This window comes from Nitratireductor aquibiodomus NL21 = JCM 21793 (assembly GCF_000615975.1).
GTDB classification, from domain to species: domain Bacteria; phylum Pseudomonadota; class Alphaproteobacteria; order Rhizobiales; family Rhizobiaceae; genus Nitratireductor; species Nitratireductor aquibiodomus.
On the sequence record NZ_BAMP01000017.1, the window covers coordinates 25,308 to 43,151 of the forward strand.

At 61.1% G+C, this 17,844-nt stretch carries 15 protein-coding genes and 1 pseudogene; 1 reads left to right on the top strand and 15 read right to left on the bottom strand.

Annotated features, from left to right (window positions below; genetic code table 11):
- Nucleotides 1-59: 59 nt before the first annotated feature.
- The 8 genes and pseudogenes from JCM21793_RS24605 to fmdA all read right to left on the bottom strand — a co-directional run bounded on the left by JCM21793_RS24605 (nucleotide 60) and on the right by fmdA (nucleotide 6,727).
- Nucleotides 60-1,231 (bottom strand): annotated as a pseudogene (locus tag JCM21793_RS24605) (PLP-dependent transferase).
- Nucleotides 1,228-1,947 carry a FadR/GntR family transcriptional regulator gene (locus JCM21793_RS07050; protein ID WP_007007623.1) on the bottom strand — a complete coding sequence of 240 codons (720 nt, stop codon included), beginning with the start codon at nucleotides 1,945-1,947 and terminating at the stop codon, nucleotides 1,228-1,230. The pseudogene JCM21793_RS24605 and the gene JCM21793_RS07050 overlap by 4 nt, the downstream one beginning before the upstream one ends.
- Before the next feature lie 351 nt (nucleotides 1,948-2,298).
- On the bottom strand, nucleotides 2,299-2,661 hold the full coding sequence (locus JCM21793_RS24610) for a carboxymuconolactone decarboxylase family protein (RefSeq protein WP_202901405.1): 363 nt from the start codon (nucleotides 2,659-2,661) through the stop codon (nucleotides 2,299-2,301).
- A 214-nt stretch (nucleotides 2,662-2,875) separates the two neighbouring features.
- The gene (locus JCM21793_RS07060) at nucleotides 2,876-4,075 is read right to left on the bottom strand and encodes a phosphopentomutase (protein WP_025029915.1); all 1,200 of its coding nucleotides are present in this window, start codon (nucleotides 4,073-4,075) and stop codon (nucleotides 2,876-2,878) included.
- Nucleotides 4,076-4,078: 3 nt separating this feature from the next.
- The gene (locus JCM21793_RS07065; RefSeq protein WP_155983392.1) at nucleotides 4,079-4,279 is read right to left on the bottom strand and encodes a hypothetical protein; all 201 of its coding nucleotides are present in this window, start codon (nucleotides 4,277-4,279) and stop codon (nucleotides 4,079-4,081) included.
- Nucleotides 4,280-4,532: 253 nt separating this feature from the next.
- Nucleotides 4,533-4,838, bottom strand: a complete 306-nt coding sequence (locus JCM21793_RS07070; RefSeq protein WP_007007627.1) for an FmdB family zinc ribbon protein — start codon at nucleotides 4,836-4,838, stop codon at nucleotides 4,533-4,535.
- Between the two features lie 62 nt (nucleotides 4,839-4,900).
- Nucleotides 4,901-5,413, bottom strand: coding sequence for an AmiS/UreI family transporter (locus JCM21793_RS07075; protein WP_007007628.1), 513 nt, complete (start codon nucleotides 5,411-5,413; stop codon nucleotides 4,901-4,903).
- A gap of 87 nt (nucleotides 5,414-5,500) precedes the next feature.
- Nucleotides 5,501-6,727, bottom strand: a complete 1,227-nt coding sequence (fmdA, locus tag JCM21793_RS07080; protein WP_007007629.1) for a formamidase — start codon at nucleotides 6,725-6,727, stop codon at nucleotides 5,501-5,503.
- A 377-nt stretch (nucleotides 6,728-7,104) separates the two neighbouring features.
- Here fmdA and JCM21793_RS07085 point away from each other — a divergent pair, with 377 nt between their 5' ends.
- Nucleotides 7,105-7,842: a response regulator gene (locus JCM21793_RS07085; RefSeq protein WP_025029917.1), complete on the top strand. Its 738-nt coding sequence runs from the start codon at nucleotides 7,105-7,107 to the stop codon at nucleotides 7,840-7,842.
- Here JCM21793_RS07085 and JCM21793_RS07090 read toward each other — a convergent pair.
- The 7 genes from JCM21793_RS07090 to JCM21793_RS07120 form a co-directional block, all read right to left on the bottom strand.
- Nucleotides 7,827-9,026 carry a sensor histidine kinase gene (locus JCM21793_RS07090; RefSeq protein ID WP_025029918.1) on the bottom strand — a complete coding sequence of 400 codons (1,200 nt, stop codon included), beginning with the start codon at nucleotides 9,024-9,026 and terminating at the stop codon, nucleotides 7,827-7,829. The genes JCM21793_RS07085 and JCM21793_RS07090 overlap by 16 nt on opposite strands.
- Nucleotides 9,023-11,653, bottom strand: a complete 2,631-nt coding sequence (locus tag JCM21793_RS07095) for an ATP-binding protein (RefSeq protein WP_025029919.1) — start codon at nucleotides 11,651-11,653, stop codon at nucleotides 9,023-9,025. The genes JCM21793_RS07090 and JCM21793_RS07095 overlap by 4 nt, the downstream gene beginning before the upstream one ends.
- Before the next feature lie 158 nt (nucleotides 11,654-11,811).
- Entirely contained in the window at nucleotides 11,812-12,738 is a 927-nt protein-coding gene (locus JCM21793_RS07100; protein ID WP_036539819.1) for a Csu type fimbrial protein, read from the bottom strand.
- 17 nt (nucleotides 12,739-12,755) lie between these two features.
- Complete coding sequence (locus JCM21793_RS07105; protein ID WP_081784655.1) at nucleotides 12,756-15,041, bottom strand: fimbria/pilus outer membrane usher protein; 2,286 nt, start codon at nucleotides 15,039-15,041, stop codon at nucleotides 12,756-12,758.
- Nucleotides 15,042-15,141: 100 nt separating this feature from the next.
- Entirely contained in the window at nucleotides 15,142-15,858 is a 717-nt protein-coding gene (locus JCM21793_RS07110) for a fimbrial biogenesis chaperone (protein WP_007007636.1), read from the bottom strand.
- 24 nt (nucleotides 15,859-15,882) lie between these two features.
- Nucleotides 15,883-16,380 (bottom strand): Csu type fimbrial protein, encoded by a 498-nt coding sequence (locus JCM21793_RS07115; RefSeq protein ID WP_025029922.1) that lies wholly within the window; start codon nucleotides 16,378-16,380, stop codon nucleotides 15,883-15,885.
- Between the two features lie 197 nt (nucleotides 16,381-16,577).
- Nucleotides 16,578-17,711 carry a helix-turn-helix transcriptional regulator gene (locus JCM21793_RS07120; protein ID WP_025029923.1) on the bottom strand — a complete coding sequence of 378 codons (1,134 nt, stop codon included), beginning with the start codon at nucleotides 17,709-17,711 and terminating at the stop codon, nucleotides 16,578-16,580.
- Nucleotides 17,712-17,844 lie beyond the last annotated feature (133 nt).

Below are 17,844 nucleotides of genomic sequence, written 5' to 3' on the forward strand. Positions count from 1 at the left end.
CTCTCTCCCATTGGGCACGCGGCCGATGCCTCCACATTCGACCGATGCCCCACTCTGCTTCATGATCCGGAAGCCGCGTTGATCGCTCCTTCCAGGTCGCGCCAAAGAGCCTCGGTTCCCTCAAGGCCCACATGCAGCCGCACCGATCGCGGATCGATGCCAAACGCTCTTGCCGAATTGGGCTGTGCCTTCTGCTGAAGGACGATCTCCGCCGGCACCACGAGGCTCTCATGCCCACCCCAACTCACGCCGAGCTTGAAGAGCCGAAGCCCGTCGGCGAAAGCACGGATGTCGATCCCTTCGTGGAAGATGAAGGAAAACAGCCCCGATGTTCCCTTCAGACCCGGCGGCAGCGCATTGGCCAGCCCTGGGTGGCACACGGTCTTCACGACCGGGTTTGCCGCAAGCCGCCGCGCGATCTCCAGCCCTGCTTCCTCGTGCGCCCGCATGCGCGTTGGGAGCGTGCGCATGCCGCGGATGAGCAGCCACGCATCAAATGGCGAAAGCTTTCCACCCAGATAGGCATAGGTTTCACCGCGAATGCGCTCGATCATCGCTCTGGAGCCGGCAACCACACCCGCCACCACATCGCTGTGACCGCCAGATATTTGGAGGCGGAGTGGACCACGAGGTCCACGCCCAGAGTAAGCGGCTGCTGGAAAACGGGGCTCGACCAGCTGTTGTCGATCACGCTCACCACGCCCTGCGCCCTGGCGAGCGCCGCGAGCGCTTTCACATCATGCGTTTCCATGATCCAGCTCGTCGGGCTTTCCATATAGAAAAGGCGCGCGCCCGGCAGGGCCTTCGCCACCGCCGCCTCGTCACGACCGTCCACATAAGTCACCTCGACGCGCATGCGTTCAAGCAGCGTGCCGAACAGCCGAAACGTATCGGGATAGAGATGGCGCACGGCAACGATGCGGTCGCCTGGCTTCACGAAGCTCAAAACCGTGGAGGATATGGCCGCCATGCCGCTTGCAAACCCGATGGCGTCCTCGCCACCCTCGAGCTTCGCCAGCATCTCCTCGAACATGCGAACGGTCGGATTGAGCCCACGGGTATAAACAGGCCGCACCTTCTCGCCGCGATAGGTCTGGAGCATCTCGTCATAGCTGGAGAAGGTGAAGAGCGAGGTTTGCACGATGGGAGGCACGACGGCATCGAAGGCATTCGTCTCGTCATGCGCGACGATCAGCGAAGCCATGTCATCGGGGTGCAAACTGGCGCTCATCTGGACATTTCCCTGATATCTTCCTCGACCACTTCGAGGATGCGTAGTGTTTTCTCGCGCGCCATGGCGGTGTCCTGGTCGACAATCGCGTCGAACAGCTCGCGGTGGAATGGAAACGAGCGCCGGGCGAAATCCTCGCGGTCGAACGGGTGATCCCAGAAACGCTCGAAGGCCTCGCGCATCTGTTCGAGAAGCTGGCGGAAGAGCGGATTATGGGTCGCATCGTAGATGGCAAGGTGAAACGCCAGATCCTCTGGCCCGGACGTGCCCTTTGCCAGATGCACGCGCTCCATCTCGTCGAGTTTTTCCTCGATATTGGCGAGATCGGCTGCGGTGCGCCGGCGTGCGGCCACCACGCTGGCCTCGGCCTCAATGCCGCGCCGCACTTCAAGCGTCTGCAACAGGGCGTCGCGCTGGCGCGCGGTGTTCAGGGAAAGCGACATGTGAACGGTGCCGGCCGCCACCGGCTTCAAGAGATAGCTCCCGCTTCCCCGCCGGGTCTCGATCACACCCAGCGCCTCGAAGCGTCTGATGACCTCGCGGATCGTCGACCGCCCGACCCCCAGCGCAGACATGAGCTCCCGCTCCGCCGGGAGACGGTCTCCGACTTTCAGCTCGGCCCGCTCGATATAGGCGGCAACAGCATCTGTGACCTGGCGAACCCGGTCCTGCGCCGGTAATGCGGTTATGATCGAGGTGTCTCTGATGCCTGCCATATCACCATCCAAATTGGTCTGACATCATAGCAATAGGATCGCGATTGTAAATCTGTTCTCGTCCGCTCCCTTGACGGATTCGTCGGAGCCACGCGCAAACCGCGCACACGATGACGGAGGCGCCGAACAAGATCACAGCGGGAGGTCCGGCCGCTGACAAATTCGCAACCAATTGAAAGATCGGGGACATTTCAAACGGCAATGGCTAAAGAGCCCGCGAAGAGCAACCACTCAGGTTGCACCAGCCCCGCCCCCTGCCGCCGGCAAGCGGGTCTTCAACAGCGTGTGTCGGATGTCGTACGTCTCTTTGCCTGCCTGGCCCACTCTGGGTGCCTGCCTGTTCAGCAGGCATCAGCCATCCAGAACCGGCACCTGCCCCTGTGCAAGCTTCAATCGAGTCCACAAATTCATGTTGATCACGATTGCGGCAATCTCGGCGATCTGCTTCTCATCGAAATTAGCTGTCAGCGCTTCGTGCAGCGGTGCGAAGCCCGGCAGATCGTAGGCGGTCAACCCTTCGCAGTAGGCGAGCGCCGCCTTTTCAGGCTCATCGAACATTGTGCTTTCTCGCCAACTCGGTAAGTGAGCGACCTTTGCTGCCGGTACGCCCTGATCATGTGCAGCCTGCGTGTGCAGGATGAGGCAGTATGAGCACTCATTCATTTGCGCCACCCGCAGCCGCAAGAGCTGGGCGAGCTTTTTCTCGATGTTCAAATCCGCCGTGTATCCCACAGACCGGGCCATCTGCTGAGCGATGCATGAAACTCTATCAAATCGGGATCGAACCGGGTGTTCTCGAAACGAATACCTTCCATTTGCTTCTCCTCCGGATTGCAGCTTCAACCTGTGTCGGATGCGCCTCTCCAAAAAATGTCGCCACGGACAAAGATCGCGTTGCCGAAGTGCTCCCTCACTTCGGCCCCAAACATCAGGCCTCAGTCTTCAACAGCCGGTCTGCCACGAGTTGCGCCACCTGCCTGAACGGCAGAACGCCGGCACTCCCGCTCCACGGCATTCTGTCTCCGGCGAGAAGCAGCGGAACGCGTTCGCGCGTGTGGTCCGTGCCTGTCCAGGTCGGATCGTTGCCGTGATCGGCGGTCAGCATGAGCAGATCGCCGGGGCGCAGTTTGGGCAGGAACGCGGCAAGGCGGCGATCAAACCACTCCAGCGCCCGCGCATATCCCGCCACATCACGGCGATGACCGTAATGGCTGTCGAATTCGACGAAATTGGCAAAGACGAGATCGCCATCGGCGGCACTTTCGACGGTCTCCAGAAGCCGGTCGAACAGCGCATCGTCGCTCGGTCCCTTCAGCACACGGGAAATGCCCTTGCCGGCGAAGATGTCGCCGATCTTGCCCACGGCATGGACGGTGCGGCCGGCGGCGACAAGCCGGTCGCAGATTGTTTCTCCGGGCGGTGCGATGGCGAAATCGCGCCGGTTGGCAGTGCGGGTAAAGCCGCTTTCCGCATCCCCCACGAAAGGCCGGGCGATGATGCGCCCGACATTCATGGGATGGAAGATTTCGGCCGCCGCCTCACAGAGTTGCAGAAGCCGTTCGAGACCAAATGTCTCCTCATGCGCGGCAATCTGCACCACGCTGTCCGCAGAAGTGTAGACGATTGGCGCGCCGGTCTCCATGTGCTCCGCGCCAAAGCGCTTCAGCACGTCCGAGCCCGAGCCATGCGCGTTGAAAAGCGTGCGTTCCAGCCCGCCGGCCTCACGAAGGCGCGCCATCGCTTCCTCAGGAAACGCCGGAACCTCATGGGGGAAATAATGCCAGTCTCTCGAGAGCGGGAGGCCGGCCAGCTCCCAGTGTCCGGTCTGGGTGTCCTTGCCCGCACTTTCTTCCTGAAGGGCGGCCCAGGAAGCGCCGGCCTCGGGCGCGGCAAGCCCCGGAGCGGACTGGCCGCAGGCCAGTTCGAGCGCGGCCCCAAGACCGAGCGCAGAAAGACTGGGCAGATGAAGCGGACCGGAGCGTCCCTCTTCCGCTCTGCCGGTGGCGCAGGCTTCGGCGATGTGCAGAACCGTGTTGGAACCGGCATCGCCGAACCGCTCAGCATCCGGCGCGCCGCCTATGCCCACCGAATCGAGAACGCACAGGAAGACACGACCGTTCGCAGACATCCGTCACCCTTCCATGCAGCGCACCGCCATGCGGCGCCGCAGCACTTCGAATATTTCGTTAGAGCTCCAGAGGAGCGGCACCATGGCGAGCAGTGTGGCCGTGTCGGCGCTCTCCTGTCCAGTGGAAAGGAGACAACTCGCGCTCTCAATGGCGCTCGTCAGCGCGTTCAACACGGCAGCCGTCATGGCAAGTGTGGCGGTCACCGCCGCGCTGGCAGGAGTTGAGATCCCCGCCCGGCACCGTCGCCTTCATTGCTGATCGATAGCAGGTCGCATGGGTTTGCGCGGCTCAACCGGGCACCTCAGGACATCATGGCTTTCGTGCGCGCGTTTGAAGGACGGCACATCGCCGGAATGGAGCAATGCGCCGTGCCCTTTGGACAGTGGCTCTCAGACTGGCGGAGGCAGGATTATGACCCTATGGCGTCCGCCAGCCTCGAAAGACCGTGTGGCCAGATCAGCAGTGGCCGATCATCCATTTCTTGCGCGGAGAAGGCGGGCCCTTCTTGCCGATATTGCACAGCGAGCAGCCGCAGCCGGCCAGATGTTCCTTCTTGACCACGCGCGGCTCGCTGCCGCTTTTTTCAGAGCGGGCAAGCGCGCGCCGGAGCGTGCCGTTCATGAGGCTGAGGCTTGGCGCGGCCACATCGCGGCTGCTTGGCGTCTGGCAACTCGGGCAGGCGCACGCATTGCCTGCATCAGCCATGGACGTCCACTCGTCGAAAGGTCCGCAATCTTCGCAAACATAATTGTAAAGCGGCATATTGGTCTCCGAAAATTCTGTCTCGCATGGTGCGGCGGCCTGACGCCGCCGCACGAAAAAGCTCAGAGCATTCCCTGAAGCAGCAGGAACCCCGGCAGCCAGCCGGTGATGATGCCCGTGAGGAGCGTGACGACCGCAGTGGCCTGCAGGATCGGACGCTTCAAGGCAAGTAGCAGGAAATACATGAACCAGAGCACCGCCCAGATGGCCCAGTTGAGGCCGAGCCAGGTGTCGGTGAAGGTCTGTGCACCGGCCAGCCCTTCAATCGCGATGGGCACGACGGTGATCGCCACGAACAGGCTGAACCAGCCGAGCCCGCGGCCATCGACCGCGACCACGCGGTTGTAGGCGACCCAGAGATAGGTGGTGGTGAACAGCAGTGTCAGCGCCGCAGACTTGATCGACGCCGCATCGGCCCCGGCACCGAACGCCGACGCCAGCGCGACACAAAGCGTGACGAAGCCGGACACCACATTGATGACGACAATCTCCTTGTCGTCGATCTTTCCCATCAGCCACAGCCCGTTGAGAAACAGGACCGCGCCGACGTAAAGCAAGGCAAATCCGAGCAGCATGGCAGCTCTCCCTCCCGAAAGGCGGGTTCAGCCGGGTCCCACCCCGGCTGTCCCACTCGTTTCTTCTGAAAACGACAGCAGCGAGCATCAGCTCGTTCGAGCGACATCCACGCCGGAGACCTGTTTGGTCGGACCGGTCGAGTTTGGATTGATGTCGAAATCGAAGATCGCTGTCGGAATGGCCAGGGTGGCGCACACATTCGGTATGTCCACGATGCCGGCTATTCGGCCCTCCACCGGCGCTGTGCCGAGGATACTGTAGGCCTGCTCGCCCGTGTAACCGAACTTCTTCAGATACTCGATCGCGTTGAGACAGGCCCGGCGATAGGCCACATGCGCGTCCAGATAATACTGTTCGCCCGTGTGCTCATCCACCGAGATGCCCTCGAAGATCAGGTAATCGTCGAAATGCGGATCGATCGGGCTCGGCTTGAAGATCGGGTTGACGACACCGTATTTCGCCATGCCGCCCTTGATCACATCGACGCTGATGTCGATCCAGCCGGCCATTTCGATGGCGCCGCAGAAGGTGATTTCGCCATCGCCCTGCGAGAAGTGGATGTCGCCCATGGAGAGACCGCCACCCTTCACATAAACAGGGAAATAGACCTTCGAGCCGCGCGACAGGTTCTTGATGTCGCAATTGCCGCCATGTTCGCGCGGCGGCACGGTGCGCCATGCTTCTTCCGCCGCCTTGCGTGCTGCATCACCCGACATCTGGCCCATGAGCGCCGTGTCGGAATAAGGCAGTGCTGCGAGCGGCGGCACCCGGTTCGGATCGGTCGAAACCAGTTCTTCCTCACGGCGGTTTGCTTCGGCCAGAAGCGCATGATCGGGCAGACAGCCGATCAGGCCCGGATGGATGATACCCGGATAGCGCACGCCCGGAATGTGGCGCGAGGTCGTGTAGATGCCCTGGAAATCCCAGCACGACTTGGTTGCGTTCGGATAGTGCTCCGTCAGGAAGCCGCCGCCATTTTCCTTGGCGAACAGGCCGTTGAAGCCCCATTCGGATTCAGGCATTGCGCCGATATCGAGAATGTCGACGACCAGCAGATCTCCTGGCTCTGCGCCCTCGAAACCGAACGGACCGCTCAGATAGTGAACGCGGGTCAGGTCGACATCGCGCACGTCGTTGGCGCTGTCATTGTTGCCGATCTGACCACCGGTCCAGTCGTAGCACTCGACGCGGAACACTTCACCGCGCTTGAAGGTCTCAACCATCGGAATGTCGGGATGCCAGCGATTGTGCGTCTTGATCGCCTGATCCTCGGGTGCCTTGTTGAGATCGACTGAAAACACTGTTTTAGGCATAGGTCTCCTCCTCTTGAACGGCCAGTCGGAGGTTTTGCATTTTGAGCCCCCCGTCATTTTTGCGCCCGGCAACAAGATGCAGCCGGACGAAACCGTGCCGGAGAAGATTAGGTCTGGACTGTAAGCCGATTGGCTCTGGAGAACGCCGGATTTGTAATTTTTTGTAACCGGCCGGGGACATTCCAGAGAATTCGTTTGCGCTTGAACATCCGGAAATAAGCACGGAATTTCAGTTGCTTGCCATCGGCGCATCCAGAGCCGCCAGCGCCGTGCCCGCCCCGGTTACCTTTGGCCGGATACAAAAGGCGCATTTTCCAGAAAGCCGGAGCAAACTCCCTTCTCGACCGATGCAACCGTTTGCGACTATCGTATGAGCCATGGGGATCACGGACGAAAAACATCGCGTACTTGTTGTCGATGATGATCAGCGTCTTCGGCGCTTTCTTCAGCGTTTCCTCACGAGCGAAGGCTATGCCGTGACGGGTGCCGAGGATGGCCGCTCCATGCGCCGCGCAATGGCGGATGAGGACTTCGATCTCGTCATTCTCGATCTGACCTTCCCGGTCGGCGAGGACGGTGTCTCGCTGGCGCGTGGTCTGCGCGCCCAGCACGACCTGCCGCTGATCATGCTTTCAGGCAAGAGAAACACGATCGACAAGGTGGTCTGCCTAGAGCTTGGGGCAGACGATTACGTGACCAAGCCGTTCGAGCCGCGCGAACTTCTGGCCCGCATCCGCACCGTCATGCGCCGCTTTGCCAAGCGCATCAGCATGCCGGAACCGCAGGAGAAAAGCCGCTCGCCGGTCATGTGTTTTGCCGGCTGGCAACTTGATCCTGCGCGGCATCAGCTTTCCTCGCCCCGTGGAGAATCCGTGCGTCTGACAAGCCAGGAATTCCAGCTTCTGGCGGCGCTGGTGGAGCGGCGCGGGCGCGTTCTTTCGCGCGAGCAGATCCTCGACATCGTCGCCAACCGCAACTGGAACCCCTATGACCGCAGCATCGATGTGATGATCGGCAAGATCCGCCGCAAGCTGCGGGACAATGCCCGCGACACGCAGTTTATAAAGACCATTCGCGGTGTCGGTTACATGTTCGCGCCTCAGTCCGAGGAATAGTGCGCCGGCAAATAGAGATTGACGCTGGTGCCCTTGCCGGGCGTGCTGAGAATGCCGAGGCGGCCACCGGCCTGCCGCACGAAACCATCCACCATAGACAGGCCAAGACCGCTGCCCTGCCCCGGCGGCTTGGTGGTGAACATGGGCTGGAGCGCGCGGCGGCGCACCGCCACCGGCATGCCTTGACCTGTATCGCGCACCGACAGGAGCACATAGCGCCCCGGTAACAGCCCCGAAGCGACGCGCGCATCCTCCGGGCGGACGATCACATTCGACGCGTCGAAATGCAAGCTGCCGCCGCCCGGCATCGCATCGCGCGCATTGAGCGCCAGATTGACGAGGCTCGGCTCCAGCTGGCCGGCGGGAATGAGCACGCTGTTCAACCCGTCTGCGACATTGAGCGTGACGGATACCGTGTCCCCCAGCGTGCGCCCCAGAACCCGCATCAGGGGCGGAAGCGCCTCGCCAAGCTGCACCACGGCAATGTCTTTTGCGCGCTGGCGGCCAAAGCGCAGCAGGCGGTCGGTGAGTTCGGAACCGGATCTGGTGGCCTCAAGCGCATCGGTGACCAGCTCAGCCAGTTCCGGCTGATCGGCCAGCCGCTCCTCCAGCCAGCGCAGATTGCTCAGGAGAACGGCGAGAATGTTGTTGAAGTCGTGCGCAATGCCGCTGGTGAGCTGGCCCATCGCCTCCATGCGCTGCTTCTGCCCGAGCCGCTCGGCGGCCAGCCGCTTTTCTTCCAGAAGCCGGATGCGCTCGAAGCAGCGGGCCAGCGTGGCAAGCAGATCTTCGCTGTGGAACGGCTTGCAGAGATAGTCATAGGCGCCGGCCTGCAGCGCCTCCACCGCCGTGTCGATAGAAGCGTAGGCGGTGACCATCACGCACACCACATCCGGTTCGCGCTGGCGGATCTGGCGCACCAGATCGACGCCATTGCCGGTGCCGAGCCGCACATCGACCAGAGCGACCGCAATCCGCGCTTCTTCGAGGAAGGCGAGTGCCGTCTGCGGATCGTGGGCGACCACGATCCTGTAGCCTTCGAGTTTCAGGAGGCCCGACAGGCTTGCGGCGAAATCCTCGTCATCGTCGACGATCAGGACGCAATGGTCTTCCGCCGGCGTGGTCTCGCGCAACGGATGTTCGCCGATGACTTCTGCGGGGAGGTCGAGTTCACGATCGGTCATGCTTTACGCACTCCCGCACATGGCAGAACGAGCGAGACGGTGGTGCCGACACCCTTCTGGCTTTCGATGAGCACATCGCCGCCATGCTGCTCCATGATGCGCTTGACGAGCGGCATGCCGAGCCCGACGCCGAACGCCTTGGTGCTGAAGAGCGGCTCGAACACGCGCTCCGCCACATCCTGAGACATGCCGCCGCCATTGTCGGACACCGACAGGTAGACGCGGTCGCGCAGGCGCTGCGTGGAGATGATGATCTGACCGCTTTGCTTCCCGCGCTCCTCGCAGGCCTGCGCTGCATTCTGCAGAACATTGGAGAAGGCCTGCCGCAGACGCTCGGCATCGGCAAGGACATCACACCCGGCATCAAGCTTGAGCGTGATGAGATGCGCGATCTCCTGATCCTCTTCGCTCAATTGCTGCTTGACCCAGCGGTCGATGGCGACGGGCGACATGACGGGCGCGTGCTTGCGCGAGAAGTCCAGAAGATCCTCGATGATGCGCACGCAGCGCCAGGCATTGCGTTGCAGGCGCTGCAATTCGCCGGTGACGGGCTCGTCCGCGTTCTTGAGCGAGCGGCGCAGAATGTCGGCCGAGGTGACCATCGTGCCCAGCGGATTGCGCAGCTCATGGCTGACCGTGGCGGTGATCTGACCGATTGCCGCCAGACGTTCATTGGAGGCGAGTTCCTGCTGCGCCTGACGAAGCTTTTCAAGCGAGGTGACGAGATCGCGTTCCGCCAGTTCCCGGCTTTCATGCGAGAGAACGATCCACCACGCGCCGATGGCGAGCAGCGGCAAAAGCGCCAGAAATACCCGCAGGAGAAGCGCGCCGCTTTCCACATGCGGCTGGAGCGCGGTGGGCTCTATCAACCGGTAGGTGAGCAGGAACACGGCCGCCGTCATGACCGCCAGCGAGAAGAGAACGCCGCTCACCTTGAGCAGGCGCTGCGTCATGCGTGGCGCGATCTTGCTGCGCAGGGCGCGGCCCAGATAATGCGGCGCTTCCAGATTTGCGCCGGGAGCCTTGCAGGCATCGTGGCAGTGGGAATCGAGACTGCAGCAGAGCGAGCAGATCGGCCGCCGGTAGAAGGTGCAATGCACCATGTCCGGCCTTTCATATTCCAGCTCGCAGATTTCGCAGCGGACCACCGGCTTGTCGGGCTCGGCGAGCGGCACGCGCGAGCGGGCGAGATAATACCGCCCCCCGGTCACCACGCCGATCAGAACAGCGCTTGAAAGCGCGGTGAAGAAGGCGATGGGGGCGGCATAGGCTTCCGCCAGATCACCGAAACTGCCCATGAAGCAGATGATGGCGAACAGCGAGGCGAACGCCATCGACCCGCAGCCGACCGGATTGAAATCGTAGAGATAGGCGCGTTTGAACTCGGTGAAGGGCGGGCTGACGCCCATCGGCTTCAAGATGGCGAGATCGGCAAAGATGGAGCCGATCCACGCGGCGGCGATGACCGAGTAGACCGCCAGCACCAGCTCCAGCGTCTGGAAGATGCCGAGCAGCATCAGAAGCAGCGAGATCAGGATGTTGAAGATCAGCCAGACCACGCGGCCGGGGTGATAATGCGTGACGCGCGAGAAGAAATTGGACCAGGCGAGCGAGCCGGCATAGGCGTTCGTCACATTGATCTTGACCTGCGAAATGAGAACGAAGATCGCCGCCAGCGCCAGCACGGTGCGCGGATCGTCGCTCACATATTCATAGGCCTTGATGTACATGTGGATCGGCTCAAGCGCCGTCGACGGCGAAAGGCCAGCCGAGACCGCAAGCACGGCCAGAAGGCTGCCGCACAGGATCTTGAAACCGCCGACCACGATCCAGCCGGGGCCGGCGGAGATGACCGCCGCCCACCAGCGCCAGCGGTTTTCGCGGGTCTTGTCGGGCAGAAAGCGCAGGTAATCCACCTGCTCGCCGATCTGTATCGAAAGCGCGCACAGAACGCCGATGGCCGAGCCGAAGGCGAGCACATCGAAACCGCCATCCGCCGTTTCGCTGCCGGCAAAGGCCATCCACTGATCGAGCGTTTCGGGATGGCCGACCGCGATGTAGATGAAGGGCGCGAGCAGCATGGCAATCCAGATGGGCTGGGTGACCATCTGCAACTTGCTGATCATCGTCACGCCCATGAAGGTGATGGGGATGATGACGAGCGAGGAGATGATGTAGCCCAGCACAAGAGGCACATCCGCAAACAGTTTTAGCGCCTGCGCCATGATCGCGCCTTCGAGCGCGAAAAAGATGAAGGTGAAGGTCGCATAGATCAGCGACGTGATGGTGGAGCCGATATAGCCGAACCCCGCTCCGCGCGTGAGCAGATCCATATCGATGTTGTAGCGGCTCGAATAATAGGCGATGGGCAGGTTCGTCACGAAGACGAACAGGCAGGTGATGAGAACGGCGGGAAACGCATTGGCGAATCCGTAGCTGAGCGTGATCGCCCCGCCGATTGCCTCCAGAGCCAGAAACGAGATGCCGCCGAGCGCGGTGTTGGCGATGACGAACGGAGACCAGCGCCGGAACGACCGCGCCGCATAGCGCAGCGAATAGTCCTCCAGCGTCTCATTGGCGATCCATGAATGATAGGACCGTAAGGCAGGCGATTGCGGTGTTTCCACTAACCCGCACTCCGCCCTGTACACCGCCGGTCAGGCGAAGCCTGTGCTTTACGCATCTTGTTGAGGTTCTCCCGTTCTCCCCTTCTGGATGATCACACAAAGCCGGCTTCGAGACCAGTCCACGGACCTGCCGACGATCCAGTGGCTGCACATTCCCGTCAATAGGTGACCGTCACGACCACCGTATCCACATAGGTTCCCGGCGATGGGGTGTGTTGCGGGGGCACACGTCCGTAGACTGTAAAACTCTGGCCGCTTCCACTGCCGCTGCCGGACACCGTCGTGCCTGCCGTGCTCCCCCAGGGCTGGCTGCGGGCGGCATCCCTGTAGAGGCCGTAGATCACGGTTTCCGCTCCCTTCGACATTTCCCGCTGTGTTGGCGGAGCACCGGCATTGCCGCCATCCAGAGAGATCGTGTAGGCGCTGCCAGGCGTGCATGTAACGTCGACCCCGCCCGTCGCATCGACATTTGTGGCCAGCACGCCCTGTGCACCGAAGTCGACATCCTGCGTGTTAACCTGGCAATTTGCCGGCACCGTCGCTGACACGGTAAAGCCTGGCCGCTCGACATTGCCAAGGGACGTGCTGCAGTCGCTGGAAGCGGTGTATCGGTAGCGAACCTCGACGTCGCTTCCGGAGAAGGACGACAGGTAGGATCCGGGCGGCGCGCTTGCCTGGCCGCCAAACAATCGTCCGTAGATCATAACGGTTCCGCTGCCCTGCCCCAGAACACCGAGTGTCAGCGGATAGGCCGGCGGACCTGGCGCAAATGGCCATGAATTTGATCCCCAGACCACACTGCGTCCGGAATCGACGTAGAGCTGGTAGTCGAGCTGGTTTCCGCCAGAAGCCAGTTGCCGTGCTAAAGCCGTTGCACCGCCACTGCCGCTGCCAATTCCCGGGCATATGAGTATGCGCGTCAACGGCAGGCCGCTACAGTTGATGCTCATTGAGGTGGAACTGTCGGCTGGTGCGCCGGACAGCGTATCGATCTGACCGAAACTCATGCCGGATATGCCAAAGCTGCAGCTTTGTGCTTTTATCTGGCCACTGGCCAGGCAGGCGAGCATTGCCGCAGCGAGCATCGGTTTGCTGAGGAAATCTATCTGCATGTGACACCCTGGATTGTCACCTGACTGCCCGGGTCGGGCTCGTAGGAAAATTCTGCGGAACATGACGTACCGTCCTGTCGTAGAACCGTGAGGGCATTCCGGGCTCGAAGTCCGGTCAGATAGGCCTGACCGTCATACCCCACGACGAATTCGTCCCCACCGCGAAGCCTACCGGAAAGGCCCACCGGGAGAGGAATGCCATCCGCATCGACCAACTCCACAAGGGCTGCGTTCGGGCTGTCCGAGACACCAAAATCCAGCACAACACCGCTGCCATATGCCGGCACCACAATTTCTCTGGTGGCTGGCACACTGGCGTCCACCGGGAGATTTTCCGGGTCGATCGACACGGTGTTGCGCTCATAGGAATTCAGGCGGGGAACAAGGATTCTGCCCTGGCGATTGGTCCTGCCCACCGGCCTGTTCTGGTGCTTCACGACAACATCGCTCGCTCCGACATCAACAACCGCGAACGCATCGTCAATACGGGTCGTGGCGAACACGCCTCCGCCGGCCACCACGATGGCTCCATCGACCTGCGCTGTCGCCCTGACCTTGTCGTCGTGCTGCTGGATCGCCGCCTCGAACCGCGCAAAGGACGCGCGATAGCTGGCGGATGCCCTGCGGTCCGGCGTTTCTCCTTCAGAGGTGCGGAGCCGCCAGCCGAAACTGCCATTCTCCAGCTTTTCGGATTTGGCGAGTTCGACAAATCCGTTCACGCCAGCGGGCCTGCTTTCGACGCCGGTGGTCACATTTACATCGCCGCCGAGAGGGAAGGACACACCGGCGAAGATACCGAAACTGTCGTCGTCTTCCAGATCCGTGAAGGCACTGGCATAGAGGTTGCCCCTCTCGAATATTCGCTGGCTGTATGACAGGCCGAGGATCTGGCTTCTGTCCCCGTCGGCATCCTTCAGATGCGTATAGGAAAGATTGAGACTGGACAGGTCCAGTGGCATAGGCACACCGATGGCGACCTGATCGACAGCCCGGGGCACGCCCGCGCTGAACACCGGAAGCCCACTTCCGGCCGAGGTCCGGTCTGCGGTGATCGATGCCACATCCTGATAGGAATCGAACGCGCGCTGGATGCGCCCGTAAAAGCTCCAGTCGTTGTGGCGCAGTTCGAGCGTTGCGTTGACCAGCCCGCCTGTCTGGCCGCCGCTGCGGCTTCCCGCGACGGCAACGGAGGCAGCGCCGTAGGTTCCAAGTGGGAATGCCACTCCTGCGCCTGCATTCACGAGGTCTTCTCCAAGCTCGACATGCCCCTCAAGCGTCAACCAGTTGGTGAGCCCGTAGCGAACGCTGGCAATGCCATAGACGCGTTCGTCGTAGTCGCTGGATCTGAGGCCGAAGTTGCGCCGCGGGAACCCGGCTTCAACCGAGAAGTCGAGCAGGCCTTCACGCAGGAGCATACTGGAGGTGTAGAAGGGAAGGGTCGTCACCGTCTCCCGGCCAAACCGGTCGCGGAGAACGACGCGCGCTTCGCCGGAACCCGTGAAGACCGGCAGGTTGACCACCCTGAATGGCCCGGACGACACGTCTCCAGAATAGGTTCTGGCGTTCTGCGTATAGACTTCGAGCGTCGAAGGCACGGCGGCAGTCCCGGAGAATGACGGCAGGGGCAGACTGACCAGATCGGGCCGCAGTGAAAAATTGCGCCGCATCTGGAGACCGCCGAGATAGACCGGCCGGGTCCAGGACAGTCCTCCGGAAATGAAATCCCCTGCCTTGAAGGTGAGCATGCGCTCCGGGTCTGAATACGCCCAGGTGGTGTTCAATCGGGTGAAGCCGTTGAAAGCACCGTCGGAATACTCAGCAATGAATGACTGGTTCAGCGTTCCGAACCGGCTGAACAAGCGGCCATCGAAGCTGCCTGAAACACCCCGAAACAACGCGCCATCGCCTTCGAACAGCGCGTTCGAACCTGCAAACAGCGCGTAGTTTAGCACCGCGCCAGTGTCGGACCGGGGCTTGAGTCTTTCCTGATCTGCCGTAACCGAAAGATCGATCACCCTGGGAGCCCGACCCGCATCGCCGGTCGACACGTAAAGTCGCTGTGCAGCTTCGTCGAGGCGATAGGTGAGGCCCGGCAGCCTGTCGAGGCTGATGAGGCCGGTGCGATCCCGCGCCGTGGTGCGTGGCCTGATGCCCAGCTCAGCCAGCTCTTCCTGCGACGAAGCCAGTTCTCCATCGGATCGATGCACAAAGGCACCGATCAAATCGGTCGGCTCCTCATTGATGAAGACCTCAAGATAGAGTTCCCGGTCGGCCATTCTGGTTGCCCCCGTTTCCAGAGCCGGCGCATCGGTTGCCTGAGTTTCCGCGATTGCGGGTGATGCGACCAGAGCAAGGAGAGCGAGAACAGTCAGTCGGCTAGCGAACCGGGACCGTTGCCTCGACAGGTCCAAGATGGCTCTGTGCCCTCAGCGCCGCCGGCCCGCCCCCAACGCTACCGGCACTTCCAATCGGCCATTGCATCGTTGCCCCGCCCAGGACATAGCCGACTAACCCGTCGCGTCTTCCTATGCGCCTTGCGCCCTGGCTGACCCTGACGTCCGAAAGCCGGAGCCTGCCAGCTCCGTTGTTCCGGGCGACAAGCATCAGTGTCGCTCCACTCCGGCTGACACTCCAGGCAACCTGAGGCGCGCCCGCATCCTCACTTCTGAAGAAGACCGGGATCGAATGTCGGACCACCAGGCTCACCGTTCCGGCCCTCTGGCGGGCCCGGTCTGGCAGTTCATCGACCACCACGCGATAGCTCTCCTCTCCCTGCACGGGACGCCTGGCCACCCGCACAATGCGGAGAACATAGTCGGCTCCAGCAGGCAATTGGGTCGCGGGAGGGCTTGCAACGACGTCCCTGGTCGGCTGGAGTCGGTCGATACCGCCTTCCTGGGTCCATCTGTAGACGCGCACCTGAACGTTGATGGGTCGATTTGCTTCGTTTCGAAGATTGAGAACTGCGGCGCTGTCGGGTGCGATCATGTCGACGGTCGTCGGCGCAACCCGCAGCGAGGCCGCACTCGAAGGCGATAGACCACACAGCGCGAAAAGTGCGATCGCACCGAGGCCTGTAAGCAGGGTTCGCATGGCGTTTTCCCTCCTGACCCTAAATCAGTACGTAACAGTAACGGTGACGCTATCAGTATATGTGCCGACGCCCGGCGTTGCCTGCGCGGGCACCCTGCCATACACCGTAATTGCCTGAACGTTGCCGTCTCCGGTGCCGGCAACCGTATCGGTACCGACCGTTTCCCCCCAGTTCTGCGTTCGTCCGGAATCCCGGTAGAGCGCATAGCTGATCGTGGCGGAGGCCGGTCCGGTCATCAGTCGGTTGGTGACGGTCGCGCCACTGCCGGCTCCCGCTCCGAGCCCTACATTGTAAGGGGTGCCGTCAGTGCATTGAACCGAGATCGTGCTGGTCTGGTCAATATTGGAAGCAATAATGCCTTCAGTGCCAAAGTCGAGATCCGTAGCCGACGTGACGAGACACTCGGCAATGATCTGTATCTGGACATTCATCGAGCCAGTGGCAGTGGCTGGGAAAGCAGGCTTCAGCGTTACTAAGAATACACCCAGGGCGGTCATAGCGAATAGGAAATGAGTCCGCATGCTGTCCCCTCATGGTTCAGCTAATTCCCGAATCAGGAATTCATTCAGCCACCCACCCGCATAGAAAGGCTGCACAACAATTGTAATGATTCGATTAAATCGGCAAACTATTTTATTCTTATAGTACGAATGGATCGGTCGTATTTTTGATTCTTTAGTATTTTTATCTGAGCATATGTTCAAATTTATATAAATATTTATTGCAGCAAAGGGTTCCGCATTGCTGCAACGATCCGCACGATCTCGGACTGGCGGCGGACTTCCATTTTACTCATGGCATTATGAATCTGGTTTCGCACCGTGTGGACACTGGTACCGCGAATTTCGCTGATTTCTTTTGCCAGCAAACCAGATGAAACATGCAGAACCACCTGTGCCTCATGCGGGGTCAGACCAAACCGGTTTCGCAGCCTTTCACCAATATCGGGAACGTCATGTTCCTGCGAAATCGTCAGCAGGAAGCAGGGTTCCTCTCTGCCGAAAAGCATACCGGAAGACCGTGTGCCGAGATCGTCGCTTCCCAGAGGCGCGATCCGGCATATGAACGGCGTGGGTAGATCGTTGAGCAAGCGCAACGTCTGCGGTGTCGTCAGAATCCGGCTCGCCAGTATTTGACCAAGACGCTGGTCCCAGGTCGGGTCCGCAAACAGCAGCCTTTGTCTGAAATCGCTGCGGACAAGCTCCCCGGAATCCAGCATGTTTTCCGCCTGCCGATTGGCGAACACGATCCTGCGATCCCTCGACACCACCAGACAGCCTGTTCTGGCAGGGTTTTGAACGTTCACCATCGCTTTCTTTTCGAGTTCTGCACCAGCCAGCGCTCTTGCCACCTCGAAGGCCTGGCGCAAATGCGGCGTCAGATAGGTGACAATCCGCTGCCAGGGTCTTTCAAGTTGATCGGAATCCCGAGAGCGAATGCTTCCACTGAAGGCGAAAAGGCGCTTCTCCTGCTTGAACAGAAGCACCGAGCAGCCGCCGATGATGTCCTCCTGCGGCCGCACCCAATCATCATAGAATTCCGTGTTGCGCAGACCGAAGTCGTTCCAGACCTCTCCATAAGGCACAACCCGTCCCGGGCCTTCTTCCATCAGCCGGGCTGCCAGAAAGTCCTTCTGGGAATAGTAGGCCGCATATGAGAGCTGATACGCGGGATCATATCCAAACTGCCTGGCGCCCAGTTCAATGCGGGCATCTGCATCATAACCAAAAAGGCAGGTCCTGACGCCGCCACCGACCAAATCGGAACACGCCTGCAGAAAGGCGTCCCATTTTTCGTCGTCAAGCGCTGCCCCATAGGCCAGCGTGGTCAGTATAGCGAGCCGGTCTTCCAAGTTCCCCCTCCGCTCAGGCAAGCCGATATGCGCGGTCACCCCCAGTGTATCCGAAACGCCAAGCGCGCTCGTAGTGAATGTGCATCATGAGGCATGTTTTCCTCACATGTAAACAGTGCGGAAAAGCGTCGGG